Origin of the sequence: Nocardioides sp. LML1-1-1.1, from assembly GCF_040676175.1 — a bacterium.
Classification (GTDB): Bacteria; Actinomycetota; Actinomycetes; order Propionibacteriales; family Nocardioidaceae; genus Nocardioides.
In genome coordinates, this window is the sequence record NZ_JBEGHK010000001.1 from 628,075 (window position 1) to 653,532 (window position 25,458).

The 25,458-nt window shown below is 72.5% G+C and carries 23 protein-coding genes; 11 read left to right on the forward strand and 12 right to left on the reverse strand.

The genetic code is table 11. The annotated features are described in order from the left end of the window. The 3 genes from zwf to eda are packed head-to-tail and all read left to right on the forward strand — an operon-like array spanning position 1 to position 3,945. Positions 1 to 1,491 carry a glucose-6-phosphate dehydrogenase gene (zwf, locus tag MRBLML1_RS03085; protein ID WP_364511214.1) on the forward strand — a complete coding sequence of 497 codons (1,491 nt, stop codon included), beginning with the start codon at positions 1 to 3 and terminating at the stop codon, positions 1,489 to 1,491. Next, positions 1,488 to 3,335, forward strand: coding sequence for a phosphogluconate dehydratase (edd, locus tag MRBLML1_RS03090; protein ID WP_364511217.1), 1,848 nt, complete (start codon positions 1,488 to 1,490; stop codon positions 3,333 to 3,335). The genes zwf and edd overlap by 4 nt, the downstream gene beginning before the upstream one ends. Continuing rightward, entirely contained in the window at positions 3,322 to 3,945 is a 624-nt protein-coding gene (gene eda / locus MRBLML1_RS03095; RefSeq protein ID WP_364511221.1) for a bifunctional 4-hydroxy-2-oxoglutarate aldolase/2-dehydro-3-deoxy-phosphogluconate aldolase, read from the forward strand. The genes edd and eda overlap by 14 nt, the downstream gene beginning before the upstream one ends. 26 nt (positions 3,946 to 3,971) lie before the next feature. On the opposite strand, the gene MRBLML1_RS03100 is transcribed toward eda, so the two are convergent. The 3 genes from MRBLML1_RS03100 to MRBLML1_RS03110 form a co-directional block, all read right to left on the reverse strand. Next, positions 3,972 to 4,547: a TIGR03086 family metal-binding protein gene (locus MRBLML1_RS03100; protein ID WP_364511224.1), complete on the reverse strand. Its 576-nt coding sequence runs from the start codon at positions 4,545 to 4,547 to the stop codon at positions 3,972 to 3,974. Positions 4,548 to 4,651: 104 nt separating this feature from the next. Continuing rightward, complete coding sequence (locus MRBLML1_RS03105; protein ID WP_364513105.1) at positions 4,652 to 5,086, reverse strand: nucleoside deaminase; 435 nt, start codon at positions 5,084 to 5,086, stop codon at positions 4,652 to 4,654. Positions 5,087 to 5,106: 20 nt separating this feature from the next. Further along, entirely contained in the window at positions 5,107 to 5,589 is a 483-nt protein-coding gene (locus MRBLML1_RS03110) for a tRNA adenosine deaminase-associated protein (RefSeq protein WP_364511227.1), read from the reverse strand. A gap of 71 nt (positions 5,590 to 5,660) precedes the next feature. On the opposite strand from MRBLML1_RS03110, the gene upp reads away from it, so the two are divergent. The 3 genes from upp (at position 5,661) to pntB (ending at position 9,367) form a co-directional block, all read left to right on the forward strand. Beyond that, positions 5,661 to 6,305 (forward strand): uracil phosphoribosyltransferase, encoded by a 645-nt coding sequence (gene upp, locus MRBLML1_RS03115; RefSeq protein ID WP_364511230.1) that lies wholly within the window; start codon positions 5,661 to 5,663, stop codon positions 6,303 to 6,305. A gap of 104 nt (positions 6,306 to 6,409) precedes the next feature. Continuing rightward, a complete protein-coding gene (locus tag MRBLML1_RS03120; protein ID WP_364511233.1) occupies positions 6,410 to 7,945 on the forward strand; it encodes a Re/Si-specific NAD(P)(+) transhydrogenase subunit alpha in 1,536 nt (511 codons plus the stop codon). Positions 7,946 to 7,948: 3 nt separating this feature from the next. Further along, positions 7,949 to 9,367, forward strand: coding sequence for a Re/Si-specific NAD(P)(+) transhydrogenase subunit beta (pntB, locus tag MRBLML1_RS03125; protein WP_364511235.1), 1,419 nt, complete (start codon positions 7,949 to 7,951; stop codon positions 9,365 to 9,367). Between the two features lie 133 nt (positions 9,368 to 9,500). On the opposite strand, the gene thpR is transcribed toward pntB, so the two are convergent. The 4 genes from thpR to MRBLML1_RS03145 form a co-directional block, all read right to left on the reverse strand. Continuing rightward, complete coding sequence (thpR, locus tag MRBLML1_RS03130) at positions 9,501 to 10,079, reverse strand: RNA 2',3'-cyclic phosphodiesterase (RefSeq protein WP_364511238.1); 579 nt, start codon at positions 10,077 to 10,079, stop codon at positions 9,501 to 9,503. After that, positions 10,079 to 10,822 (reverse strand): VIT1/CCC1 transporter family protein, encoded by a 744-nt coding sequence (locus MRBLML1_RS03135; protein WP_364511241.1) that lies wholly within the window; start codon positions 10,820 to 10,822, stop codon positions 10,079 to 10,081. The genes thpR and MRBLML1_RS03135 overlap by 1 nt, the downstream gene beginning before the upstream one ends. A gap of 138 nt (positions 10,823 to 10,960) precedes the next feature. Next, positions 10,961 to 12,106, reverse strand: coding sequence for an acyl-CoA dehydrogenase family protein (locus MRBLML1_RS03140; RefSeq protein WP_364511244.1), 1,146 nt, complete (start codon positions 12,104 to 12,106; stop codon positions 10,961 to 10,963). Between the two features lie 39 nt (positions 12,107 to 12,145). Beyond that, positions 12,146 to 13,618, reverse strand: a complete 1,473-nt coding sequence (locus MRBLML1_RS03145) for an MDR family MFS transporter (RefSeq protein ID WP_364511246.1) — start codon at positions 13,616 to 13,618, stop codon at positions 12,146 to 12,148. Positions 13,619 to 13,676: 58 nt separating this feature from the next. Here MRBLML1_RS03145 and MRBLML1_RS03150 point away from each other — a divergent pair, with 58 nt between their 5' ends. The 3 genes from MRBLML1_RS03150 (at position 13,677) to MRBLML1_RS03160 (ending at position 16,221) form a co-directional block, all read left to right on the forward strand. Beyond that, positions 13,677 to 14,306 (forward strand): PadR family transcriptional regulator, encoded by a 630-nt coding sequence (locus tag MRBLML1_RS03150; RefSeq protein ID WP_364511249.1) that lies wholly within the window; start codon positions 13,677 to 13,679, stop codon positions 14,304 to 14,306. Between the two features lie 155 nt (positions 14,307 to 14,461). Further along, positions 14,462 to 15,472, forward strand: a complete 1,011-nt coding sequence (locus MRBLML1_RS03155; RefSeq protein ID WP_364513108.1) for an ATP-binding cassette domain-containing protein — start codon at positions 14,462 to 14,464, stop codon at positions 15,470 to 15,472. Continuing rightward, the gene (locus MRBLML1_RS03160) at positions 15,469 to 16,221 is read left to right on the forward strand and encodes an ABC transporter permease (protein WP_364511252.1); all 753 of its coding nucleotides are present in this window, start codon (positions 15,469 to 15,471) and stop codon (positions 16,219 to 16,221) included. Before MRBLML1_RS03155 ends, MRBLML1_RS03160 begins: the two co-directional genes overlap by 4 nt. Here the strand turns inward: MRBLML1_RS03160 and MRBLML1_RS03165 are convergent. Beyond that, positions 16,218 to 17,969, reverse strand: coding sequence for a serine/threonine-protein kinase (locus tag MRBLML1_RS03165; protein WP_364511254.1), 1,752 nt, complete (start codon positions 17,967 to 17,969; stop codon positions 16,218 to 16,220). The genes MRBLML1_RS03160 and MRBLML1_RS03165 overlap by 4 nt on opposite strands. 254 nt (positions 17,970 to 18,223) lie before the next feature. Here MRBLML1_RS03165 and MRBLML1_RS03170 point away from each other — a divergent pair, with 254 nt between their 5' ends. Beyond that, on the forward strand, positions 18,224 to 20,314 hold the full coding sequence (locus MRBLML1_RS03170; protein ID WP_364511257.1) for a hypothetical protein: 2,091 nt from the start codon (positions 18,224 to 18,226) through the stop codon (positions 20,312 to 20,314). Here the strand turns inward: MRBLML1_RS03170 and MRBLML1_RS03175 are convergent. Both MRBLML1_RS03175 and MRBLML1_RS03180 read right to left on the reverse strand, forming a co-directional pair. Then, positions 20,277 to 20,906 carry a response regulator transcription factor gene (locus tag MRBLML1_RS03175; RefSeq protein ID WP_364511260.1) on the reverse strand — a complete coding sequence of 210 codons (630 nt, stop codon included), beginning with the start codon at positions 20,904 to 20,906 and terminating at the stop codon, positions 20,277 to 20,279. The genes MRBLML1_RS03170 and MRBLML1_RS03175 overlap by 38 nt on opposite strands. Next, positions 20,903 to 23,071, reverse strand: coding sequence for an MMPL family transporter (locus tag MRBLML1_RS03180; RefSeq protein WP_364511263.1), 2,169 nt, complete (start codon positions 23,069 to 23,071; stop codon positions 20,903 to 20,905). The genes MRBLML1_RS03175 and MRBLML1_RS03180 overlap by 4 nt, the downstream gene beginning before the upstream one ends. Positions 23,072 to 23,180: 109 nt before the next feature. Here MRBLML1_RS03180 and MRBLML1_RS03185 point away from each other — a divergent pair, with 109 nt between their 5' ends. After that, positions 23,181 to 23,942 carry a TetR/AcrR family transcriptional regulator gene (locus MRBLML1_RS03185; protein ID WP_364511266.1) on the forward strand — a complete coding sequence of 254 codons (762 nt, stop codon included), beginning with the start codon at positions 23,181 to 23,183 and terminating at the stop codon, positions 23,940 to 23,942. On the opposite strand, the gene MRBLML1_RS03190 is transcribed toward MRBLML1_RS03185, so the two are convergent. Together MRBLML1_RS03190 and MRBLML1_RS03195 are read right to left on the reverse strand one after the other, a co-directional pair. Beyond that, positions 23,939 to 24,670, reverse strand: coding sequence for a hypothetical protein (locus MRBLML1_RS03190; RefSeq protein WP_364511268.1), 732 nt, complete (start codon positions 24,668 to 24,670; stop codon positions 23,939 to 23,941). The genes MRBLML1_RS03185 and MRBLML1_RS03190 overlap by 4 nt on opposite strands. Positions 24,671 to 24,709: 39 nt before the next feature. After that, positions 24,710 to 25,402 carry an NAD-dependent deacylase gene (locus MRBLML1_RS03195; protein ID WP_364511271.1) on the reverse strand — a complete coding sequence of 231 codons (693 nt, stop codon included), beginning with the start codon at positions 25,400 to 25,402 and terminating at the stop codon, positions 24,710 to 24,712. Positions 25,403 to 25,458: the final 56 nt, after the last annotated feature.

The window sequence follows — 25,458 nt, forward strand, 5'->3', positions numbered from 1 at the left end:
GTGAGCCTTTCCTCGCCCGACCTCGACCTCCCGGCCTGCGACTTCACCGTCTTCGGTGGCACCGGCGACCTCGCGCTCCGCAAGCTGCTGCCCGGCCTCTACGAGCGCGAGCGCCAGCGCCAGCTGCACCCCGCCACCCGGATCATCGGCGTCTCCCGGCACGCCCTGGACGACGCCGGCTACCGCGACCTGGTGACCACCGCGCTCTTCGACCACGTCCCCGAGGACCACCTCGAGGCGGGCGCGGTGCACCGGTTGATCAACCGTCTGCACCACCTCGCCCTCGACGCCCACGACCCGGAGGACTGGGACCTCCTGCACGGCCTGCTCAAGGAGGAGGTCTCGACGAGCTCGACCAGCGGGACGGGCTCGACCGGCCCCACCCGGATCTTCTACCTCGCCGTCGGCTCCGACCTGTTCGGCCCGATCTGCCAGCGCCTCGACGACCTCGGTCTCGTCGACGCCGAGAGCCGGGTCGTGCTGGAGAAGCCGATCGGCGCGGACCTCGCCTCCTCCCGCGCCGTCAACGATGCCGTCGGGCAGGTCTTCGAGGAGCGTCAGGTCTTCCGGATCGACCACTACCTCGGCAAGGAGAGCGTGCAGAACCTCCTCGTCACCCGCTTCGCCAACATCTTCCTCGAGCCGATCTGGGACTCCCGCTGGGTCGACCACGTGCAGATCACCGTCTCCGAGACGCTCGGCGCCGCCGGCCGCGGCGACTACTACGACCGGGCCGGCGCGATGCGGGACATGGTGCAGAACCACCTCCTGCAGCTGCTCTGCCTGGTCGCGATGGAGCCCCCGACGTACGTCGGCGGGGACGCCCACGACGCGGTCCGCGACGAGAAGCTCAAGGTGCTCCGCGCGCTCAAGCCGCTGACCGGCGCGGCCGTCGACCGGGACACCGTGCGCGGCCAGTACACGACGTACGGCGAGGAGATCGGGCACCCCAGCACCACCGAGACCTTCGTGGCGCTGCGTGCGGAGGTGCAGAACTGGCGCTGGGCGGGCGTGCCGTTCTACCTGCGCACGGGCAAGCGGCTGGCCCGCAAGGAGTCGACGATCGAGGTCGTCTTCAAGGAGCCGCCGCACGCGATGTTCCCGCACAGCGAGGGCGTCACCACGCCCAACCGGTTGACCGTGCGGATGCAGCCCGACGAGGGCATGCAGCTGCACGTGACGGCCAAGCACCCCGGCCCCGGAGGCATCCGGCTGCACCCGGCCTCGCTCGACCTCAGCTACGCCGACGCCTTCGACGAGCGCAGCCCGGACGCCTACGAGCGGCTGCTGCTCGACGTCATGCGCGGCATCCCGACCCTCTTCATGCGCCGTGACGAGGTGGAGGCCGCCTGGGCGTGGACCGAGCCCGTCATCGAGCAGTGGCAGCGCTCGGCCGTCGAGCCGGTGCGCTACCACCCGGGCACCACCGGACCCGCCGCCGCGGCGACACTGCTGGCGCGCGAGGGCCGCACCTGGCTGGGGGAGGCATGACCCACCCTGTCCTCGCCGACGTCACCCGCCGGCTGACCGAGCGCAGCGCGCCCACCCGCGCGGCGTACCTCGACCGGGTGCGCGCCGCCGCCACCCGCGGCCCGGCCCGCGGCCGGCTCGCCTGCGCCAACCTCGCGCACGGCTTCGCCGCCGCCGACGAGCCCGCGAAGTCCGAGCTCGCCCGCGGCCAGAAGCCCAACCTGGCGATCGTCACCAGCTACAACGACATGCTCTCCGCGCACCAGCCCTACGGCGACTACCCACCCGTGCTCAAGGACGCGGTGATCCGCGCCGGCGGCCTGGCGCAGGTCGCCGGCGCGGTGCCCGCCATGTGCGACGGGGTCACCCAGGGCCGCGACGGCATGCAGCTCTCGCTCTACAGCCGCGACGTGATCGCCATGTCCACCGCGATCGCGCTCTCCCACGACATGTTCGACGGCGCGCTGCTGCTCGGCGTCTGCGACAAGATCGTGCCCGGGCTGCTGATCGGCGCCCTCTCCTTCGGCCACCTGCCCGCCGTGTGGGTGCCCGCCGGGCCGATGGCCTCCGGGCTGCCCAACAAGGAGAAGGCCGCCGTGCGGCAGCTCTTCGCCGAGGGGAAGGTCGGACGGGAGGAGCTGCTGGAGGCCGAGGCCGCGTCGTACCACTCCCGGGGGACGTGCACCTTCTACGGCACCGCCAACTCCAACCAGCTGGTGATGGAGGTGATGGGCCTGCACCTGCCGGGCTCCTCCTTCGTCAACCCGGGGACCCCGCTGCGCGAGGCGCTGACCCGCGAGGCCGCTGCCGTGGCCGTACGACGCACGGCCCAGCACTCCGGCGCGCCCGCCCTGGGCGAGATGGTCGACGAGCGCGTCGTCCTCAACGCCTGCGTGGCCCTGCTCGCCAGCGGCGGCTCGACCAACCACACGTTGCACCTGGTCGCGATCGCGCGCGCGGCTGGCATCCTGCTCACCTGGGACGACCTGGCGGAGCTGTCGGCCGTCGTACCGCTGCTGGCGCGGATCTATCCCAACGGTGCCGCCGACGTCAACCACTTCCACGCCGCCGGCGGGATCGGCTTCCTGGTGCGCACCCTGCTCGACGCGGGGCTCCTGCACGAGGACGTCGAGACGATCGCCGGGCGCGGGCTGCGCCGCTACACCGAGGAGCCGGTGCTGGTGGACGGCTCACTGACCTGGCGGCCGGGGACGGCGGAGTCGCTGGACCTCGACGTGCTGCGGCCGGCGAGCGACCCGTTCTCGCCGGACGGTGGGGTGAAGGTCGTGCGGGGTGCCCTGGGGACCGGGGTCGTCAAGACCTCGGCCGTCGCCCCCGAGCACCGGCGGATCTCCGCGCCGGCGCTGGTCTTCGACGACCAGCACGACTTCCTGCAGGCCTTCTCCGACGGCGAGCTCGACGGGCGCGACCTGGTCGCGGTGATCCGCTACCAGGGGCCCGCCGCCAACGGGATGCCCGAGCTGCACAAGCTCACCCCGGCGCTCGGCGTGCTGCAGGACCGCGGCCAGCGGGTCGCGATCGTCACCGACGGCCGGATGTCCGGTGCGTCCGGCAAGGTGCCGGCGGCGATCCACGTGACGCCCGAGGCCGCGCTGGGCGGGCCGCTCGCCCGGGTCCGCGACGGCGACCTGATCACCCTCGACGCCGACGCCGGCACGCTCACCGTCGCCACCGACCTGTCCGGCCGTACGCCGGCCGGCGCGGCTCCGTCCGGCGCCGACTGGGCCGGCACCGGCCGCGAGCTCTTCGCCGCCTTCCGTGCGACCGTCGGCCCTGCCGACGAGGGCGCGTCCGTCTTCCCCGTCCTCACCCCTGCCGCGGAGGTGCCCCTTGTCCGCTCCTGAGTCCGTCCTCGACCTCGTCCCGGTCCTGCCGGTCGTCGTCGTCGACGACCTGGCGACCGCGGTGCCCGTCGCGCGGGCCCTCGTCGACGGCGGCCTGTCCGCCATCGAGCTGACCCTGCGGACCCCCGTCGCCCTCGACGCGCTGCGGCTGATCGCGGCGGAGGTGCCCGAGATCGTGCTCGGCGCCGGCACGATCACCACCCCCGCGCAGGCCGAGGCGGCCGTCGCCGCGGGCGCGCGCTTCCTCGTCTCACCCGGCTCGACGCCGTCGCTGCTGGCGGCGATGAGCGCGACCGGCGTGCCCTTCCTGCCCGGCACGTCCACGGTGTCGGAGGTGCTGGCCGTGCTGGAGGCGGGACTGACCGAGATGAAGTTCTTCCCGGCCGAGGCGGCGGGCGGTGCTCCCTACCTGACGTCCGTGGCGGGCCCGCTCCCCCAGGCCCGGTTCTGCCCGACCGGCGGGATCCGGCCGGAGACGGCGGCGTCGTACCTCGCGCTGCCGAACGTCGGCTGCGTCGGCGGCTCCTGGCTCACCCCGGCCGACGCGCTGGCCGCCGGCGACTGGGAACGGGTCCGCACGCTGGCCGCGGAGGCGGCTGCGCTGCGCTGAGGCTCCTCCTGGTCGTCGTACCGGGCTCAGGCGCGGCGGCCCAGCAACGCGAGCAGCTCGGTGAGCGGGTCGGCGTCCGCGGGCACCGGCTGCACCTGGCCGAACGCGGTGCCCCGCTCGGCGGCCGTCTCCGGCGTCGAGAAGGGTCGGGCGAACGTCAGGCACGCGGCGACGTCCTGCTCCGCCGGGGCGTAGGGCTGGCCGAGCGCCGTCGCGAGGTCCCAGCCGTGCACGACCACCTCGTTGAGGGCGACGGCGGCGGCGATGTCTCCCGGCATCTCCACGCCGCCGGCCGAGGCGATGCCGTCGTACGCCGCCGGATCGCGCCACGCCTCGGCCAGCTCCGCGAGGTCGGCGGCGATCCGGTCGCGCCAGCCGGGCTCCAGACGGGAGGCGTCGCCGGTGCCGCCGTTCTCCGACCCGGGCACGGGCTGGCGGCGCGCCGCCCCGGTGAACGCGAGGGCGAGGCCGCCGATGTGGTCGAGCAGGTCGCCGACGGCGTACTCCTCGCACGGCGTCGGCGCCGTCAGCTGGTCGTCGTCGACCGAGCGCACCAGCTCGGCGAGGGTCGTCGTCGCAGGCCCGAGATCGAGAGTCGTCATGTCCGTACCGACCTGCCGGCGTGCCCGGACTCATCGCTTCCTCGGCGGTAGTCCCTGACGAAAAGCACTGATTTCGGCCACAGAACCGTGCTTTTCGTCAGGGACTACCCCCGGTGAGTCGCGAAGAAGGACTCCAGCAACGCCGCCGAGTCCTCCGCGAGGACACCGGCGAGGACCTCGGGACGGTGGTTGAGCCGGCGGTCCCGTACGACGTCCCACAGCGAGCCCACGGCACCCGCCTTGTCGTCGTAGGCGCCGAAGACGACACGGTCCACCCGCGACAGCACGGCCGCGCCGGCGCACATCGTGCACGGCTCCAGGGTCACCACCAGGCTGCACCCGGCCAGCCGCCACTCGCCCCGGGCGGCAGCGGCGGCGCGCAGGGCGACCATCTCGGCGTGCCCGGTCGGGTCGCCGTCGCGCTCGCGGACGTTGTGCCCGGCACCGAGCACCGTGCCGTCCGCGTCGACCACGACCGCGCCGATCGGCACGTCACCGGACCCGAGCGCCGCGGACGCCTCCGCCAGCGCGAGCCGCATCGGCTCGTCCCAGGCGGACCTCACGCGGAGGTGAGGCCCACGACGTCGTCGAAGAGCTCGCCGAAGCCCATGCCGCGGGCGATCTCGGAGAGCATCTCGTCGGGGTAGAGCTCGTCGTCGTCGAGCACCTCGGCCAGGAACATCGCGTCCACGCCGAGGTCGCTCAGCAGCTCCAGGTCGCCGGCGGGCTCGGGATCGTCCTCGTCCTCCACGGCGGGCAGGCCCAGGTGCTCGACGACCTCCGCCGCCAGCTCCCACTCGCTCGCCGCGGTGATGTCGGAGAGCATCACCCGGGTTTGCTGGCCGGCCACCCGGACCACCACGAAGAAGTCCTCCTCGACCGCGACCAGGCCGACCGCGCCGCCGTCGCCGGGGAACCGGCGCAGCGCACCGACCAGGGTCTCGACGTCGGTCGCGTGGTCGGGGGTCAGCTCGGCAAGCTGCCACACACCCTCCTCGCGGAAGGCGGCGAGCGCGAAGTCGACGGCGTCGGCTGCGGACATGGCACCAAGCGTGACACGGGAAAGCCCGCGGGGCTAGGGCGTTTCTGCGCGCACGGCTCTAAGGTGCACTCATGCGCACCATCGTCGTCGACCACCCCCTCGTCGCCCACAAGCTGACCGTCCTGCGCGACCAGGACACGGACTCGCCGACGTTCCGCTCGCTCACCGACGAGCTGGTCACCCTGCTGGCCTACGAGGCGACCCGCGACGTGCGCGTCGAGGCGTCCGAGATCGTCACCCCGGTGGCGCCGACGACCGGCATCCGGCTGGCGACGCCGCGCCCGCTCGTCGTACCGATCCTGCGGGCGGGGCTCGGCATGCTCGACGGCATGATGCGGCTGCTGCCGACGGCCGAGGTCGGCTTCCTCGGCATGGTCCGCAACGAGGAGACCCTCGAGGCCGTGACGTACGCCGAGCGGCTGCCCGAGGACCTGACCGGGCGCCAGTGCTACGTCCTCGACCCGATGCTCGCCACCGGTGGCACGCTCGCCGCCGCGATCCGCTTCCTCGTCGACCGCGGTGCCGACCACATCACCGCGGTCTGCCTGCTGGTCGCCCCGGAGGGCTGCGAGCGGCTGGAGAAGGAGCTCGCGGACCTCGACATCCCGGTCACCATCGTGACCGCGGCGCAGGACGAGAAGCTCAACGAGAAGGGCTACATCGTGCCCGGTCTCGGCGACGCGGGCGACCGGCTCTACGGCATCGCCGCGGGCTGAGCGAGCCTCGTCATAGACGTACGTCACACGTAAGACGGCCCCCGTGAGGGGGTGAGCCGTGTGTAGGTTGACCAGCGCTGTACTCACAGAAAGCTGGAGGCTCCGTGCTCATCGGTATCCCCCGCGAGTCGAAACCGGGCGAGACCCTGGTTGCGGCCACCGCCAAGACCGTATCCCAACTGACCAACCTCGGTTACGACGTCGTCGTCGAGGCCGGCGCCGGTGAGGCCGCCGACCAGCCCGACGCGGTGTTCACCGACGCCGGTGTCCGGGTCGGTACGTCGGAGGAGGTGTGGGCCGCCGACGTCGTCGTGAAGGTCAACGCCCCGTCCGAGGAGGAGATCGGCCGGCTGCGCCCGGGCGCCACGATCATCTCGATCCTCGCCCCCGCCCGCAGCCCCGAGCTGCTGGAGAGGCTGCAGGGCGCCGGCGTGACCGCGCTCGCGATGGACGCCGTGCCGCGCATCTCGCGCGCGCAGTCGATGGACGTGCTGTCCTCGATGGCGAACGTCGCCGGCTACCGCGCGGTCGTCGAGGCCGCCCACGAGTTCGGTCGCATGTTCACCGGCCAGGTGACCGCCGCCGGCAAGATCCCGCCGGCCCGCGTGTTCGTGGTCGGCGCCGGTGTCGCCGGCCTGGCCGCCATCGGCGCGGCGTCCGCGATGGGCGCCGTGGTGCGCGCGTTCGACGTACGCCCCGAGGTCGCCGAGCAGGTCGAGTCGATGGGCGCGCAGTTCGTCCACGTCGACATGGAGCAGGAGGTCTCCACCGACGGCTACGCCAAGGAGATGTCCGAGGCCCAGGTCGCCGCGACCGCCGCGATGTACGACGAGGAGGCGCGTGCCGCCGACATCGTCATCACCACCGCGCTGATCCCGGGCCGCCCGGCCCCGTCGCTGATCACCGCCGAGACCGTCGCCGGCATGGCGAACGGCTCCGTGATCGTGGACATGGCCGCGGCCAACGGCGGCAACGCCGCCGGCACCGTGACCGACGAGAAGGTCGTCACCGACAACGGGGTGACGATCCTGGGCTACACCGACCTCGCGGGTCGCCTGGCCGCCCAGACGTCGCAGCTCTACGGCACCAACATCGTCAACCTGCTCAAGCTGCTGACCCCGGAGAAGGACGGCGTGCTGACGCTGGACTTCGACGACGTCGTCCAGCGCGGCATCACGGTCGTGAAGGACGGTGAGTCGACCTGGCCGCCGCCGGCGGTGCAGGTCTCGGCCGCCCCGGCCGCCGCTCCCGCCGCGGCCGTCGAGCCGAAGCCGGAGAAGGCGCCGCTGTCCGCGGGTGCCAAGGTCGGCATCACGCTCGGCGCGATCGCCCTCTTCTGGCTGGTGAACGCGCTCGCCCCGACCGAGGAGCTGCGTCGTCACTTCACCGTGCTCATGCTCTCGATCGTGATCGGCTACTACGTCATCGGCAAGGTGGCGCACGCACTGCACACGCCGCTGATGTCGGTGACCAACGCGATCTCGGGCGTGGTCGTCGTGGGTGCGCTGCTGCAGGTGCCGAGCGACGACAACCTCGTCCTCGGGCTGTCGCTGGTGGCGATCCTGCTGGCCTCGATCAACGTCTTCGGTGGGTTCGCGGTCACGCGCCGCATGCTCTCGATGTTCAGCAAGGGAGCCTGATCCATGGACATCACCTCGATCACCGGCGCGGCGTACATCGTCGCCGCCCTGCTGTTCATCCTGTCGCTGGCAGGCCTGTCGAAGCACGAGTCCGCCAAGAACGGCCTGACCTTCGGCATCGTCGGCATGGCGGTCGCGCTGGTCGCGACCGTGGCCGGCGTCATCGACGTCAGCGAGTACGTCGACAACCGCGCCCTGGTCATCCTGCTCATGCTCGTCGCCATCGCGATCGGTGGGGCGATCGGCCTGTGGCGGGCGAAGATCGTCGAGATGACCGGCATGCCCGAGCTCATCGCGCTGCTGCACTCCTTCGTGGGTCTGGCCGCCGTCGCGATCGGCTGGAACGGCCACATCCTGGGCTCGCACGAGAGCCTCCAGAGCCTGGTCGACATCCACGAGGCCGAGGTCTCGATCGGCATCTTCATCGGTGCGGTCACCTTCACCGGCTCGATCGTCGCCAACCTCAAGCTGTCGGCGAAGATGAAGTCCGCGCCGCTGATGCTGCCGGGCAAGAACTTCATCAACCTCGGCTCGCTGGCGCTGTTCGCGATCCTGACCATCGTCTACGTCTCGCTCGACGAGGGCACCGGCCAGGACGTCATCCTGGTGGTCCTCACCGTGCTCGCACTGGCGCTCGGCTGGCACCTCGTCGCCTCCATCGGCGGCGGTGACATGCCGGTCGTGGTCTCGATGCTCAACTCGTACTCCGGCTGGGCCGCGGCCGCCTCGGGCTTCCTGCTCGGCAACGACCTGCTCATCGTCACCGGTGCGCTGGTCGGCTCCTCCGGTGCCTACCTGTCGTACATCATGTGCAAGGCGATGAACCGCTCGTTCATCTCCGTCATCGCCGGTGGCTTCGGCATCGAGGCCCCCGCCGGTGCGGACGTCGACTACGGCGAGCACCGCGAGATCCAGGCCGACGCGGCCGCCGAGCTGCTGGCCGGTGCGTCCTCGGTGATCATCACGCCGGGCTACGGCATGGCGGTCGCCCAGGCGCAGTACCCCGTCGCCGACCTCACCGCGAAGCTGCGGGCGAAGGGTGTCGACGTCCGGTTCGGCATCCACCCGGTCGCCGGCCGCCTGCCCGGCCACATGAACGTGCTGCTGGCCGAGGCCAAGGTGCCCTACGACATCGTGCTCGAGATGGACGAGATCAACGACGACTTCCCGGAGACGGACGTCGTCCTGGTCATCGGCGCCAACGACACGGTCAACCCGGCCGCGTCGGAGGACCCGACCTCGCCCATCGCCGGCATGCCGGTGCTGGAGGTCTGGAACGCCAAGGACGTCATCGTCTTCAAGCGCTCGATGGCCGCCGGGTACGCCGGTGTGCAGAACCCGCTGTTCTTCCGCGACAACAGCCAGATGCTGTTCGGTGACGCGAAGGACCGGGTCGAGGACATCGTCCGCGCGCTCGGCTGACGCACTGCTCGGAAGGCCCGGATCCCGCGTGGGTCCGGGCCTTCCGGCTTTTCGTCCTCAGCCCGGCAGCGCGGCGGGAGCCGACCGCCGGCAGCTTGCTGCCCCGCTGTCGGCGGAGACGCGCTCGGGCAGTTCAATGCAGCAGGATCTCGGCCAGCGTCTCGTAGCGGGGCGAGCGACGCGGGCCCTCGCCCAGGTGCGAGGCGACCACCTCGACGGATCCGAACGGCCAGGACGGGCCGGCGTAGGTCTCCAGCAGGCGCACCCAGCTCGTCATCTCCACGAAGCGGCCCCCGGTGCGGGCGACGGTCACGTGCGGGGTGAACCGCTGGCCGCGCCGCCCTGAGCCGGTCGAAGGGTCCACCTCGATCCCGCACGCCACGGCGGCATTGCGGGCCCGGACCGACGCCGTGCCGAGCACCTCCGCGCCGGTGACACCGGTCGCGAGGACGCGGCCCTCGCTGACGTTCGGGAAGACCACGGCGCCGGACAGCGCGAGGGCGTCCGGCGGGAGGCCGTCGAGCGACTCGGCGAGGCGGTCGACGTACTCGTCGACGCGGTGGGGGGCGGCGTCCGCCATGAACGCCAGCGTGACGTGGAGGTGCTCGGGCCGCGTCCAGCGGAAGTCGCCGGCCGCGCGGCGCGGCTCGAGGAAGGCGTCGAGGTGGTCCACCACCTCCGGAGGCGGTACGACGGCGACGAAGACCCGCATCAGACCTGGGTGCCGACCAGCTGGCCGATGCCGTGGGTGACCGCCATCGCGACCAGCCCGCCCGCCACGTTGCGCAGCACCGCGAGCCGCCACGAGCCGTAGCCCAGCTTGGCGCTTCCCCAGCCGGTGACCGCGAGGGCGACCACCACGGCGGCCACGGTGACCGGGACCCGGGCGTCGGCGACGACCAGCAGGATCGTCAGCAACGGCAGGAGCGCGCCGAGGGTGAAGGAGACCATCGACGCGAGCGCGGCGTTCCACGGGTTGGTGAGGTCGTCGGGGTCGATGCCCAGCTCCACCTCGGCGTGCGCGGCGAGCGCGTCCTTGGCGGTGAGCTGCGTGGCGACCTCGAGCGCGAGGTCGGGCTCGAGCCCCTTGTCGACGTACAGGCCGGCGAGCTCGGCGAGCTCGTCCTCGGGGTCCTCGCGCAGCTCGCGCTTCTCCTTGGCCAGCAGCGCCTCCTCGGAGTCGCGCTGGGTGCTGACCGAGACGTACTCCCCCGCCGCCATGCTCATCGCGCCCGCCGCGAGGCCCGCGACGCCGGCGATGAGGATCGCCGTCCGGTCGGTCGTCGCGCCGGCAACGCCGAGCACGATGCCGGCGGTCGAGACGATGCCGTCGTTGGCGCCGAGGACACCGGCCCGGAGCCAGTTCAGCCGGTCGTTGAAGCCCTGCTCGTGCGGCTCGTCCTCGTGGGGGCCGATGGCCTCTCCGGAGTCGGCCGCGGCGTTCACGCTGCTCACCCCGACATGATCCCCGACGGCACACCCGTCGTGCGACCCCGATTCCGCGGCGGCGGACGCATCTACCCGGGCGTTGTGGCCTCTACCAGGGTGGTCTACCACCCTGGTAGAGGCATGAACACGTAGTTACAAGTGCGCTCAGAGGCCGAGGTCGCGGCCGATGAGCTCCTTCATGATCTCGTTGGAGCCGGCCCAGATCTTGGTGACGCGGGCGTCGCGCCAGGCGCGGGCGACGCGGTACTCGTTCATGAAGCCGTAGCCGCCGTGGAGCTGGACGCAGTGGTCGAGCACCTCGGACTGGACCTGCGAGGAGAACCACTTGGCCTTGGCGGCGTCGATCGCGGTGAGCGTCTTCTGCGAGTGGTTGAGCACGCACTTGTCGATGTAGGCCTCGGCGGCCTCGATCCGGGTGACCAGGTCGGCCAGCAGGAACTTGTTGTGCTGGAAGGTGCCGATGGGGGCGCCGAAGGCCTGGCGCTCCTTGGCGTACTGGATCGTCTCCAGCAGGATCTGCTTGGCGTGCGCGACGTTGGCGACCGCGCAGCCGAGCCGCTCCTGCGGGAGCTTCTGCATCATGTGGATGAAGCCCATGTTGAGCTCACCGATGATCTCGGCGTCGGTGACGCGGAGGTTCTCGAAGAACAGCTCGGCGGTGTCGGACTCCTCCATGCCGACCTTGTCGAGCTTGCGGCCGCGGGAGAAGCCCTCCGCGGTCGCCTCGATGCCGAACAGGGTGATCCCCTTGGGGCCCTTCTCCGGGTCGGTGCGCACGGCGGTGACGAACAGGTCGCCGGAGTAGCCGTTGGTGATGAACGTCTTCGAGCCGTTGATGATCCAGCCGTCGCCGTCGCGCACGGCCGTGGTCTTCAGCGCGGCGAGGTCGGAGCCACCGGAGGGCTCGGTCATGCCGATGCCGAGCAGGATCTCGCCGGAGACGACGCCCGGGAGCCAGCGCTCCTTCTGCTCCTCGGTGCCGAGCTCGACGATGTACGGCGCGGTGATGTCGGCGTGGATGCCGTGGCAGGTCGGGTACGCCGCGCCGACCTTGGCGAGCTCCTCCTGCAGCACCGCGTTGAACCGGAAGTCACCGGCCTCCGCGCCGCCGTACTGCTCGGGGACCTCGAGACCGAGCAGGCCCTGCTTGCCGGCCTCGATCCAGAACTCCCGCGGCAGCGCCTTGGCGGCGATGTGCTCCTCGGTGTGGGGCAGGACCGAGCGGTCCACGAACTCCTTGACGGAGGTGCGGAACGCCTCGTGGTCCTCGTCGTAGATCTCACGCTTCATGAGCGCGATCCTACTCGCGGGTCACTTGGGCGTGCCGGGTCAGTCCGCGACCGGCTCGAAGCGCTTCGGCATCACCAGTCCGGCCACGACGAGCGCGAGCGCGGCGAGCGCGACACCGGCGAAGACGGCGTGCAGCGCGGGCTCCAGCACGTCGATCGGGAGGGCGTCGAGGTCCACGTCGCCTGCGCGGTGGCCCCCGAGACGGGCGGCCACGACACCGTTGGCGACGGCGCCGAAGACGGCGACCCCGACCGCGCTGCCGACCGAGCGGGCGAACATGTTGGTGCCGGTGGCGACGCCGCGGTGGCGCCAGGCGACGGCGGACTGGGCGGCGACGATGCTGGGGCTGGCGACGTAGCCCAGGCCGAGGCCCAGGACCAGGCAGCCGAGCGCCAGCAGCCACACCGGGCTCCCGGGACCGACGAGCAGCACGATCCCGGTGCCGAGCACGCCGAACAACGCACCGGCGAGCAGGCAGGGCCGGAAGCCGAGGCGCAGGTAGAACCGTCCCGCACTGCTCGCCGCGATCGGCCAGCCGATGGCGAGCGCGGCCACCGCGAGACCGGCGGTGACGGCACCGGCGCCGAGCACCCGTTGCGCATAGACCGGGACGTACGACGTGACGCCGAGCATCACCATGCCCACCACGAACGAGCCGATGGTCGCGGCGTTGAGCACCCGGTCGCGGAACACCCACAGCGGCAGCACCGGGTCCGGCACTCGTCGTTCGACAGCGACGAAGGCGAGCAGCAGCACCAGCGCGGCGGCGAAGATGCCCACCCCGACCGGCGACCACCAGGCCCAGCGGATGCCGCCCTCGAGCAGCCCGAGCAGCACCAGTCCGGCGGCGAGCGCCAGCAGGACGGCGCCGCCGAGGTCGAGCGGCCGGCGCTCGCTGCGGGCCTCGTGGGCCGCGCTCTCGTGGAACCGGCGGGCCAGCACGTACGCCGCGAGGGCGCCGAGCGGCACGTTGATCCAGAAGATCCAGCGCCAGGACAGCTGTTCGGAGAAGATCCCGCCGAGGGTCGGGCCGACGACCGCGGCGGTGGCCCACACGCCCGCGACGTAGCTCTGCGCGACGGCCCGCTCGGCGACGGAGTAGATGTCGCCCATGATCGTCACCGAGGCCGGCTGGATGGCGCCGGCGCCGAGGCCCTGGACCGCTCGGAACACGATCAGCGCGGTCATGCTCCAGGCGACGGCGCACAGCACCGAGCCGAGCACGAACAGCCCGATGCCCAGCAGCATGAGCGGCTTGCGGCCGAAGACGTCGGCGAGCTTGCCGTAGATCGGCGTGGTCACCGCCTGCGCCAGCAGGTACGTCGAGAACAGCCACGGGAACTGGGTGAACCCACCGAGGTCGTCGACGATCGCCGGCACGGCCGTCGCCAGGATGGTGGTGTCGATGGCGACCAGCGCCACGCTCAGCATCACCGAGGCGAGGATCGGGCCCCGGTCGCTGCGCAGCCCGACGCTCGATCGGCTGATCGGGGCGGCGGTCGAGGAGGTCACGTCGGGTCGCAACCGCACCGCCCCGGGCCGCATTCCCCGACGCCTAGACTCTGGCGCCATGGCGACCCACGACACCCGCATGCTGCTGCTGGGTGCGGTCGCGCTCTTCGAGCCGGTCAACGGCTACCAGATCCGGCGCGAGCTGCTGTCCTGGCAGGTCGAGGACTGGGCGCACGTCAACCCGGGCTCGATCTACAACGGCCTCGCCACGCTGGCCAAGCAGGGCCACGTCACCCGCAACGACCTGGTGGACGGTGGTCGCCCGGTCGCGGTCTACGAGCTGACCGACTCCGGCCGCGGCGAGCTGGAGCGGCTGATCCGCAGCGGGCTCGAGGAGGTGAGCACGGTCGACCGGACGGCGTTCAGCGCCGCGATCTGCCTGCTCCCGCTGTTGCCCGCGGACCGGACGCTGCGCTCGCTCACCCGGCGCCGCGTCGCGCTGGAGGAGGTGGTCGCCGAGCTCGGCACCCCGGTCGGGCCCGATGCCGCGCCACCGCACGCCCTGCGCATGGTCACCCTGTGGCTGGACCTGGCGATCGCCGAGCTGGCCTGGCTGCGCGAGACGATCGAGCAGCTCCGGCGCGGGGACCTGCCGCTCGACCCGGCCGCGTGGGCACCGCCGGCGGACGACCCGGGCTGGCAGATGAGCAGCGACCGGGACCGCTACCGCGCACTGCTCGGTCGCTGAGCGGCTCCTGGCGCGCGCTTCGGAAACCCGGTGGCCGATGATTCCTCGGTCCTGGCAGGGTCAGGACCTGCGACAGGGGTGGGCACGGCCGGTTGACGTGGTTGTGTTCAATCTTGAATACTCCGATGTTCAACGTTGACTATGAAGGGATCGCGATGATCGAGGCACGAGGGCTCGTGCAGACCTTCCACACCGGGCAGGGCAAGCAGAAGCGGGAGGTGCACGCCGTGCGCGGCGTCGACCTCGACGTGGCCGAGGGCGAGGTCGTGGGCTTCCTCGGCCCCAACGGTGCCGGCAAGACCACCACCCTGCGGATGCTGACCACGCTGCTCAAGCCGACGGCCGGCACCGCCACCGTCGCCGGGTACGACGTCGCGACCCGCCCGGTCGACGTACGCCGCAGCATCGGCTACTGCTCGCAGGTCGGCTCGACCTTCTCCGGTGCCTACGCCGGCGACGAGGTCGTCGACCACGGGATGCTCTACGGGATGTCGAAGAAGGCCGCGGTGGCCAAGGGCCAGGAGCTCTTCGACCAGCTCCAGCTCGACGGGCTCTGGCGGCGGATGCCGAAGAACATGTCCGGCGGGCAGAAGCGCCGCCTCGACATCGCGATGGCGCTGATCCACTCGCCGGGACTGGTGTTCCTCGACGAGCCCACCACCGGGCTCGACCCGCAGGCGCGGATCAACCTGTGGCAGCACATCGCCGGCCTGCGCAGCCGCGAGGGGGCGACGGTCTTCCTGACCACGCACTACCTCGACGAGGCGGACGCGCTGGCCGACCGGATCGTCATCATCGACAAGGGCGAGATCGTCGCCAGCGACACCGCCGACAACCTCAAGGCCGCCGTCGCCGGCGACCTGGTGGACCTGGAGGTCAGCACCGACGAGCAGGTGGTGGTCGCCCGCGACAAGCTCTCCACCATCAGCAGCGAGGTGGAGGTCGAGGGCCACCACGTCCGCGGCCGGGTGGCCCGCGCCGGCAAGGCGGTGCCCGGGCTGCTGCGCGACCTGGATGCCTCCGGGGTGGCGCTGGAGTCGATCGAGGTCGTCCGGCCCACCCTGGACGACGTCTTCCTCACCCTGACCGGCCGCTCGCTGCGCGACGCCGAGGCCGACGCCGCGGCGCAGGACGCCGCCCCCACCACCGAAGGAGCCGAGGCGTGACCACCTTCTTCCGCGAGTCCTGGATCGTCTTCAACCGCCAGCTGCGGATGAACCTGCGCAACCCCGCGTGGGTCATCATCGGGATGCTCCAGCCGGTGCTCTACCTGCTGCTCTTCGGCCCGCTGCTCAAGCCGGTCATCTCCCAGCTCGGCGGCAACCAGTACACCTGGTTCGTGCCCGGCATGCTCGTCCAGCTCGGCATCTTCGGCGCCTTCTTCGCCGGCTTCTCGCTCATCGGCGAGTGGCGCGAGGGCGTCATCGAGGCCGAGCGGGTCACCCCGGCGCACCGCTCGGCGCTGCTGTTCGGGCGGCTCTACCGTGACCTGCTCCAGCTGTTCGTGCAGGCGGTCATCCTCGTCGTGCTGGGCCTGGTGCTGGGGATGGACGCCTCCTTCGGCGGCATCGTCGTCGGCGTCGTGCTGACCCTGCTGCTCGGCGGGGCGTGCGCGGCGGCGTCCAACGCGCTCGCGCTGACCACCAAGAGCGAGGACGTGATGGCGCCGGTCATCAACGTGGTGATGATGCCGGTGCTGCTGCTGAGCGGGATCCTGCTGCCGATGAGCTTCGGCGCCGGGTGGCTGGAGCGGCTCAGCGACTTCATGCCGATCCGGCACGTCGTCGACGCGGTGCGCGCATCCTTCTTCGGCGACTTCGACAGCTCGATGCTGTGGGGCGTGGGCTGGACCTTCGTGCTCTTCGGCCTCGCGGTCTGGTGGGGCACCGCGGTCTTCAAGAAGGAGAACGCCTAGTCGGAGGCCTCGGCGCCCGGCAGGGCGCCGAGGCCCTTCTGGATCGTGTCGAGGTACTTGCGCAGCGGGAAGATCTTGCCGTCCGCCGGCTTCTCGATGGCGGTGTCCTCGTCGAAGTCGGCGAACTCGAAGTGGTCGACGTCGCTCTCCTCGATCCGCATCAGGTAGTGCGGCGCCGCGACCCGTACGTCGACCACCTCGCGCTGCGAGCCCTCGCTCTGCTCGATCCGGACGGTCTCCTCCCCGCCGACCCGACCGGTCCCGACCCGCTTCGCGTCGGCGTCCTCGCGGCCGTCGCGCTCGAGGAACTCGTCGAGGTCGCAGAACGACTCGGTGCTGTCGAGCAGGTCGTTCTCCACGACCCACTTGTCGCCGAGCACGGCGAGGATGATGTCGGTGGTCGACTCCTTGCCGGTGGCGTTCCAGTAGGCCCGGTCCGCACGCAGGTAGACCTGGTCGTCGACCCGCAGGATCTCCGCGGTGCCGCCCGAGGACGCCGACTTCATGCTGCCCGTGCAGTCGCCGCGGCTGGTGGCGACCACGTCGACGGTGAGCGTGTCGCCGTCGCCGCCCGCGAACTGCCCGCGGATCCGCGCGCTCTCCACGACCGCCATGTCCTTGTCGGCGGCCTGGAGCACGTCCTTCGGAGGCAGGTCCGCGAAGGCGGCCGGCTCCGGGTCGTCGCCGCCACCGGTCGCCAGCGCGACTCCGATCCCGACGGCCAGGGCGAGGGCGGCGGCGGTGCCGAGCCCCACCCACCACCCGGTACGACGGCGCGCCGGCGCCGTCACGAACGGCTCCGGCGGCGCGGCAGGTCGCGGCGCCGGGGCGGGCGTGGGCGTGGGGGTCGGCGCAGGGGTCGGCGTGGGGGTCGGCGTGGGGGTCGGCCGGTCCAGTGCCGTCAGCCGCAGCGCGGCCTGCAGGTCACCGCGCATCTCCGCGGCGGAGCGGTAGCGCTCGGCGGGGTCCTTGGCCATCGCGGTGCGCAGGATCCGGTTGGTGGCGTGCACCATCGCGCTCTCGCCGGGCAGCTGCGGGACGGGCTCGCTCTCGTGCGCGGCGATGACGAGGTGGTCGGCCCCGCGCGGGTACGGCTGCGTGCCGGTGAGCGCCACCCAGAGCACGCACCCGAGCGCGTAGATGTCGGTCGCCGGGCTGGCGAGGGTGCCGGCGTGCAGCTCCGGCGCCATGTACGACGGCGTGCCGGCCGTCGACGTCGTCCGGCTCGCCGCGGCGTCCATCCGGCGGGCGATCCCGAAGTCGGCGAGGTAGGCCCGGGTCGGGCCGGGCCGGCGGACCAGGACGTTGGCGGGCTTGATGTCGCGGTGCACGAGCCCCGCGGTGTGCGCGTCGGCGAGCCCGGCCGCCACCTGCTCGATGATCTCCAGCGCCCGCACGTGGCCGGGGGTGCCGTCGGCCCGGATCAGCTGGCGCAGGTCACCGCCGGGGACGAGCTGGCTGGCGAGGTAGAGGTGACCACCCTCCTCACCGTGGGCGTAGACCGCGACGACGTGCGCCGACTCCAGCGAGGCCTGCGCCCGGGCCTCGCGGGTGAAGCGGGCGCGGAACTCCGGGTCGTGCGCCCACAGCGGTGCGATCACCTTGAGCGCGACCTCGCGGCCGAGGTTCTCCTCCAGGGCCCGGAAGACCACGCCCATGCCGCCCTGACCGAGCTGGTCGAGCAGGCGGAACCGACCGATCCGCGAGCCCGGGACCGGGTCGCCGACGGGCGGAGGGGGAGGAGCCACGGTCCTTGTCTACCGGACGGGGCGTTCGAGGGACGAGGTGCGCCGCGCCCGGACGCCGGGGTGAGACCCCCCAGACCGTCCCCGGTCAGTCGACCATCGGACCGGCGTACGGCGGGCGCAGCGCACCTCTCGCGAAGGACCACTTCCCCCACGGAGGGCCCAGGTGCCATGGTCGCGCCGCGGCCGGGCGTGGGGAATCCCCAGAAATGGAGGACAGCCCACGCGCACGGCCGAATCCGCCTAGTGTGCGACGAATGGGGCCTCGACGTCCGGTCGCGCGCGCGTTCGGCGCCGCCGTGGAGCGCGGTCTGCACCGTGCGCTCGGCCTCGCCCTGCTCGTCGCCGCACCGGCCTTCGTGGTCCGGCTGGGACCGCTCGAGGACCTCGACGAGGTGGAGCTGCTGTCGGCGGGCGCGGTCGTGCTCTGCCTCCTCACCATCGCCCTGCGCTGCCTGGGTCGCGGGCCGGGCGGCTTCGACCTGCTGCTCGCCACGCTCGCCCTGGCGGTGGGTACGACGATGGCGCACCCGGAGCCACCGGTCGTCCCCCTGGTGACGCCGCTGCTGGTCGTCGTGGCGGCCCGCCGGCCCCGCCCGGCCGTGCCCCTCCTGGCGATCGCCGTCCTCTACGCCGTCCTGCGCTGGGCCGAGGAAGGCACGCCCGGGCTGCGCGAGGGCACCGTGGAGGCGGTGCTCGCGGGCGGCACCGCCCTCGCCTTGCTCGCCCTGGTCTCCCGGGTACGCCAGGCGGCCCTGCGCGCGGACGCCCGGCTCGACAGCCACCGCGAGGTCCACCGCGCGCACCTGTCCGCGGCCGAGGTGGAGACGACCGCCTTCCTGCACGACGACCTGGTCCCGACCCTGCTGGCCGTCGGCAGCCTGCCCGACTCCCCCGACACCCACGCCGCCGCGCGGGCCGCGCTCACCCGGCTCACCGGCCCGGCCCACGGTGAGGACACCGCCGACCTGGTCACCGCGCTCCGCGCCGCGGCGGCCCGGGAGATGCTCGACGCCCAGGTCGTCAGCCGGGGTCCGCGCACCCACCTGCCCGAGGCGGTGCGGGAGGCGGTGCTCGGCGCGGCCGGCGAGGCGCTGCGCAACGTCGCCCGGCACAGCGGCCAGCGGCAGGCGACCGTCACCGTCGTACGCCGACCGACCGCGCTGCGCGTGCGCGTCGAGGACAGCGGAGCGGGCCTGTCCGGCACGCAGGGCGTCGGCATCCGGGTGGCCATCCTCGGCCGGCTGGAGTCGATCGGCGGCACCGCCCGCGTCACCGGCTCCCCCGGCGGCGGCACGGTCGTGGAGCTCACCTGGCGGGCGCGGCTCGTCGCACGGCTGCTCGGGCTCACCACCGACCTCGAGCAGCCGGTGCGGGCCGCGGTCGGCGACCCGGGCGGGGTCGCCCGGCAGGTGGCCGCGGTGCTCGCGGCGACGTACCTGACGGCCGGGATCCTGCTGGGCCGCGACCAGCCGGCGCCGACGTGGTCGTGGGCGGCGGCTGCACTGCTCGTCGCACTGGTGCTGGTGCTCGCCACCGCGATGAGCCGGGGCGCGCCGCACCCGGCGCTGCTGGTGCCGGTCGCCGTCGTACCGGCGGGGGTGGTCGCGCTGGTCGACCCGGCGCAGGCCTGGCTCGTGGGCTGCGCGGTGCTGCCGGCGCTCACCGTGGCCTGGGTGGTGTCGGGACGGATGCTGCTCGTGCTGCTGGCGCCGAGCGGGGCGGTCCTGCTGGCGCGCGGCCTGCCGGAGCTGCTGGCCCTGCCGCTCGTCGACGCGCTCGCCGTGGCCCTCGCGGTGGCGGTGTGCCGGCGCGCCGGACGGGTGCTCACGGCGCCCGCGCGGCCGGAGGTCACCGCGCACGCCGCCGCGCTGAGCGCCGCGCTCGGTCCGATCCTGCGCCCGGTCGTCGTCGCGCTGCGGACCGTGGGCACCCCCGATGCGCCGACCGAGCCGGCGCCCGCGTTGCTGGCCCAGGCGGTGCGGGACTGCCTCTACCTGCCGGGCCCCGGCCACGAGGAGCTGCGGATCGCGATCGACCAGCTGCGTCGTGGCGGCATCCACGTCGACACGATCATCACCGACCTGCCGCCGGCGACCCGGACCCTCGCGGCGGCGCTCGCGACCGCAGGCCGGACCGGCGCGACCCGGGTGACCGTGTCGGGCAACCCGGAGGAGGTGACCGTCGTCGCCGTACCGGGGCCCGGGCCGGAGCTGGCCGAACGGCTGCCCCGACTGCTGCCGGTCGCCTGGCGGGTGGACGCCGATCCCGAGGTCGCGGTGCTCAGCGGGCCGCCCGACCTCGCGACCCTCATTCGTCGAGGTGACCGTCGGCGCGTGCGCGACTGATCAGCCCGTGCACGTTGCCGATGTCGACGCCGCCGTCGCGGTAGGCTCGGGCGGCGCGGGAGAGGTGCTCGCGCACGGTGACCTCGCTGATGCCGAGCTGGCGGGCGACGAGGCGGTAGGGCAGGCCGGTGCTGACCGCCTGCAGGATCTCGATCTGCCGCTCGGAGAGCCGGGTGCCCAGGGAGGCATCGGTGAGCAGCGCGGCGGCGACCTGGCCGGAGCAGGCGAGCTCGCCCGCGGCGGCGTCCCGGATCGACTGTGCGATCCGCTCGACCGGGTCGACCTTGAGGACCAGCCCTGCGGCGCCGGCGGCGATCGCGCGTCGTACCGGGACGGGCTTCTCCTCGGCGGTGAACAGCAGCACCACGATGCCGAGCTTGCTCAGCCGGCCGACGGTCTCCTCGGGGTGCGGCTGGCCGGGCATGTGCAGGTCGAGCAGCACCACGTCGAGCCCGTCGGGCGCCTTGGCGAGCAGGGCGTCGACGGTGTCGGCGATGGCGACCAGGCGCAGGTCCGGAGCGGACTGGGCGAGCGCCGCCCCCACCCCGGCGAGCACCACCGGGTGGTCGTCGATCGCACCGACCCTGATCACGGGACCAGTATGTCCACGCGATCGGTTCCCGTGCGGGGAATCGGAGATCCCGTCGCCTCCTCGCGGAAGCCGTGCCGCTCCCACCACCGCGCCAGCGGCGCCGGCGCCCACCAGTTCCACCGGCCGAGCAGCCTCATCGTGGCCGGCACCAGCAGCGCCCGTACGACGGTCGCGTCGACCAGGATCGCCACCAGCATCCCGATGCCCATCATCTTCATGAACACCACTCCACTGAGGCTGAAGGCACCGATCACGACGGCGAGCAGCAGGGCCGCGCTGGTGATGATCCGGCCGGTCTTCTGCACGCCGGTCTGCACCGCGAGGTCGTTGTCGCCGGTCGCGTCCCACTGCTCGCGGACCCGGGAGAGCAGGAAGACCTCGTAGTCCATCGACAGCCCGAAGAGCACGGCCAGCATCACGATCGGGTTGGTGAGGTCGAGGAAGCCCTGCGGCGTGAAGCCGAGCAGGCCGGCGAGGTGGCCGTCGCTGAAGATCCAGGTGACCACGCCGAAGGAGGCGGTGATGGAGAAGGCGTTCATCAGCACCGCCTTGAGCGGCAGCACCACCGAGCCGAACGCCAGGAAGAGCAGCACCAGCATCACGCCGACCACGATGACCCCCATCAGCGGCAGGTGGTCGCCGACGGAGGTCGCGAGGTCGACGGTGCTCGCGGTGAGCCCGCCGACCAGCGCCTCGGCACCGGGCGGCGCGTCGACCGTGCGCAGGTCCCGGACCACCTGCTGCGAGGTCCCGCTCTGGCTGTTGCCCCGCCAGGCCGCACGGAGCAGCGTGGTCTCGCCCTCGGACGCCACCGGCCGGACGTCGACCACGCCCGGCACCTCGGACAGCGCCGCGACGTAGGCGTCCAGCCCGGCGCGGTCGGCACCCTCGACGAGCACGTTCGCGGTCGAGCGCTCGGCACCGAACTCGGTGTTGAGCCGCTCCGACGCCTGGTGCGACGGAGTGTCCGCCGGCAGGACCCGGTAGTCCACGCTGCCCCACTTCACCCCGAGGAACGGCGAGGCGACCACGAGCAGCACGGTGACGACACCGACCGCGACGAGGACGGGGCGGCGCATCACGGCGCGGGCCAGCCTGGCCCAGGCGCCGTGGTCGCCCTCGGTCCGCGGCGCCCGCTGCAGGAAGGGGATCCGCAGCGCGTCGATGCGGGTGCCGAGCAGCGCCAGCGCGGCCGGGAGCACGGTCAGCGCGGCCACCATGGCGATCAGCACGGCCGCGATGCCGCCGTACCCGATGGACTTGAGGAAGGTCTGCGGGAACACCAGCAGCGAGCTCATCGCCGCGGCGACGGTGAGCGCCGAGAAGGCGACCGTGCGCCCGGCCGTCGCCATCGTGCGCACCAGCGCGGCACCCGTGTCGTCGGGTGTGCGGGCGATCTCCTCGCGGAAGCGGGAGACCACGAAGAGGGCGTAGTCGATCGCCAGGCCCAGCCCGAGCAGGGTGATGATGTTGGGCGCGAAGATCGAGACGTGGACCAGCTCGTTGAGACCCGCCACCGTCGCGCGGGCGCCGACCACGGCCGCGAGCCCCACTAGGACGGGCATCAGCGCGGCGACCACGCTGCGGAAGATGATCAGCGAGAGCAGCAGCACGATCGGCATCGAGACCAGCTCGGCGCGCAGCAGGTCGGCCTTGGTCTCCTTGTTGACGTCGACGTAGACCGCGTAGGGGCCGGCGAAGTCCGTGGCCAGGCTGCTCTCCGCGACGACCGGCTCCATCCGCTCGAAGGCGTCGCCGAAGTCGTCCTGGCTGGTGCCGACGAGGGAGACGTACACCGCGGTCGCGTGACCGTCCTTGCTGACCAGGGCGGGGTCCTGGGCGTCGTACCAGGTCTGGGCGGCGGCGATGGTGCCGCCCGGCACCGAGGCGAGGCTGCGCTCGACCTCGGCCCGGAAGGCCGGGTCGCTCGCCTTCGCCGTCGGGCTGGAGAAGATCACGATCGCGTCCACCGAGCGGTTGCCGAAGGTGGCCCGCTCCTGGGCCAGCTCGCGCGCCGACTGGCTGCTCGGGTCGTCGAAGCCGCCGGCGTCGAGCCGGTCCTCCAGCCCGACCCCGGCGACCGCGGCCGCTGCGGCGATGCCGAGCCCGACCAGCAGCACCACGACCGCCCGTCGTACGACGAGGGCGCCCCATCGCTCGATCATCGCCCTGCCCCCTGCCTGTCCGTGAAGCACCATCAGTTTCGTTAACGCCGTTAACCGTAAACGGTGTAAACTCCCCGCGTCAAGCCGTCTCGGACCTCGTAGGAGTCACGTGCCCCACCTCCCCGCACCCGCCACCCGTCGCGAACGCCAGCGGGAGGCGACGTACGACGAGATCGTGGCGGTCTCCGCACAGCTCCTCGCCGAGGGCGCGGACCTCTCCCTGCGCGCGGTCGCCGGACGGATGGGGATGACCGCCCCCGCGCTCTACCGGTACGTCGAGAGCTACCAGCAGCTCGTCGACCTGGTCGCCTTCGAGCTCGACAAGGCCGCCACCGCCGAGTGGCGCGCGGCGGCCGAGCGCTTTCCCGCCGACGACCCCGCCGCGCGGCTCACGGTCGCGTGCGTGCGCTTCCGGCAGTGGGCGCTGGCCAAGCCGCGGGAGTTCGCGCTCGTCTTCGCCAACCCGATCGCCGAGGCCGACACCCATCGCCGCGAGCTGCTCACCGTCTCCACGTCGGGGCACTACTTCACCGACCTGCTCGGGGAGATCTGGGAGCGGACCCGGTTCCCCTACCCGCGTCTCGACGAGCTCGACCCGGTCATCCGGGAGGCGGTCCTGGAGCCGCTCATCCCGGCCAAGTCCGACCACATCCCGGCCGAGGAACGGGGGCTGCTGTGGATCTACATGCGCGCCTGGTCGGCGCTCTACGGCGTGGTCACCCTGGAGTCCACCGGGCACTGCGACCCGCGGGTGATCGCGTCAGGTCAGCTCTTCCGGGCCACCCTGCTCGACTGGCTGGCCCCGCTCGGGCTCGACGACGACCGGACCCGGATCACCGGGATCCTGGACGCGGAGCTGGCGCGGGACTAGCTGCCGAGCTTGGCCAGGTCGACGACGTCGGAGGCGGCCGGCTTCTTCGCGTTGACGGGCACGTCGAACTGGCTCAGGGTGACGGCGCCTTCCTTCTTCACGTCCCAGCGCAGGAAGTAGTGGGGGTCGCTCGCCGCAACCCAGGCCACGCCGGGGTTGCCGTCGTCGGACTTGAACGAGATACCCACTGCGTCCTTGCCGGCGACCTTCTTGGTGCCGGTGACCTTGGCCCCGTCACCGCTGACGTCGTCGGACTTCAGCTCGCCCAAGAGACCGTCGAGGTCGCAGAGCTCGGAGAAGCCCTCGGTGTCGGAGGAGTCGGTGGCCCACCGGTCGCCGATCAGCTTCATCGCGGCGTCGGCGTCCCCACCGGCCTGGCTGCGCCAGAACGCCTCGTCGGCCTTGAAGTAGGAGACCCCGTCCACGCCGATGAGCCGGAACGAGCCGGTGCCGGGGATCTTCATGCTGCCCACGCAGTCGCCGCTGGTGCTGATCGAGACGTCCATGACGATGGTCTCGTCGTCGTCGACGATCTTGCCCTTGAGGTGGACCGACGTCAGGTCCTTCATCGCCGCCTCGACGTCCTCGCCGATCTGCTTGACCGAGGTCTCGGCGTAGGCCTTGGGGTCGGGGCTCGACTCGGTGTCGGTGGCGTCCTTGTCATCACCGCAGGCCGTCATGCCGAGCAGGACGAGAGGGACGAGGGCAAGGGCGCGGGCCGAGAACATGGCGTCACACTAACCCGTCACATCCGGAAAAGGTGGCCCTCAGGCCCAGAGCACCTCGCGCGTCCACACCGGGACCAGGTCGCCGGCGCGGCCCTGGCGGGCCTCGTGGAAGAAGTGGGTGCCCTCGCTGGGCTCGAGGTTCAGCTCCAGGGTGCGGGCACCGTGGCGCCGGGCGTGCTGGACGAAGCCGGCGGCGGGATAGACGGCGCCCGACGTACCGATGGAGACGAACTGGGTGGCCTCCGACAGCGCGTCGACGATGCGGTCCATCTCGTAGGGCACCTCGCCGAACCACACCACGTCCGGGCGCAGGTCGTGCACGCCGCAGGCCGGGCAGGCGGGCTCGTCGAGGAGGGTGCCCGTCCAGGGCGAGGCGACCTGGCACGCCCGGCACAGCGCCTTGCGCAGCTCGCCGTGCATGTGGACGACGTTGCGTGACCCGGCACGCTCGTGGAGGTCGTCGATGTTCTGGGTGACGACGAGCAGCGCGTCGCCCATCGTCTGCTCGAGCTCGGCCAGGGCGCGGTGCGCGGGGTTGGGCTCCACGCTCGCCAAGGCGGCCCGGCGCTCGTCGTAGAAGCGCTGGACGGTGGCGCGGTCCCGCTCGAAGCCCTCGGGCGTCGCGACGTCCTCGACGTGGTGGCCCTCCCAGAGCCCGTCCGCGTCGCGGAAGGTCGGCACCCCGCTCTCCGCGGAGATGCCGGCACCGGTCAGGACCACGATCTGAGGCACAGGCGGAGGCTACTCGCCCTCCGGGTGACGGCGGTCACCCGGAGGGCGAGGGCGAG

Excerpts from the sequence above, each read along its gene's own strand:
- edd (WP_364511217.1), top strand. The coding sequence starts at position 1,488 with ATGACCCACCCTGTCCTCGCCGACGTCACCCGCCGGCTGACCGAGCGC.
- MRBLML1_RS03110 (WP_364511227.1), bottom strand. The coding sequence starts at position 5,589 with ATGTCCGCAGCCGACGCCGTCGACTTCGCGCTCGCCGCCTTCCGCGAG.
- upp (WP_364511230.1), top strand. The coding sequence starts at position 5,661 with ATGCGCACCATCGTCGTCGACCACCCCCTCGTCGCCCACAAGCTGACC.
- MRBLML1_RS03170 (WP_364511257.1), top strand. The coding sequence starts at position 18,224 with ATGGGGCCTCGACGTCCGGTCGCGCGCGCGTTCGGCGCCGCCGTGGAG.
- MRBLML1_RS03190 (WP_364511268.1), bottom strand. The coding sequence starts at position 24,670 with ATGTTCTCGGCCCGCGCCCTTGCCCTCGTCCCTCTCGTCCTGCTCGGC.
- MRBLML1_RS03100 (WP_364511224.1), bottom strand. The coding sequence starts at position 4,547 with ATGACGACTCTCGATCTCGGGCCTGCGACGACGACCCTCGCCGAGCTG.
- thpR (WP_364511238.1), bottom strand. The coding sequence starts at position 10,079 with ATGCGGGTCTTCGTCGCCGTCGTACCGCCTCCGGAGGTGGTGGACCAC.
- MRBLML1_RS03180 (WP_364511263.1), bottom strand. The coding sequence starts at position 23,071 with ATGATCGAGCGATGGGGCGCCCTCGTCGTACGACGGGCGGTCGTGGTG.
- MRBLML1_RS03150 (WP_364511249.1), top strand. The coding sequence starts at position 13,677 with ATGGCGACCCACGACACCCGCATGCTGCTGCTGGGTGCGGTCGCGCTC.
- MRBLML1_RS03155 (WP_364513108.1), top strand. The coding sequence starts at position 14,462 with ATGATCGAGGCACGAGGGCTCGTGCAGACCTTCCACACCGGGCAGGGC.
- pntB (WP_364511235.1), top strand. The coding sequence starts at position 7,949 with ATGGACATCACCTCGATCACCGGCGCGGCGTACATCGTCGCCGCCCTG.
- MRBLML1_RS03105 (WP_364513105.1), bottom strand. The coding sequence starts at position 5,086 with ATGCGGCTCGCGCTGGCGGAGGCGTCCGCGGCGCTCGGGTCCGGTGAC.
- MRBLML1_RS03140 (WP_364511244.1), bottom strand. The coding sequence starts at position 12,106 with ATGAAGCGTGAGATCTACGACGAGGACCACGAGGCGTTCCGCACCTCC.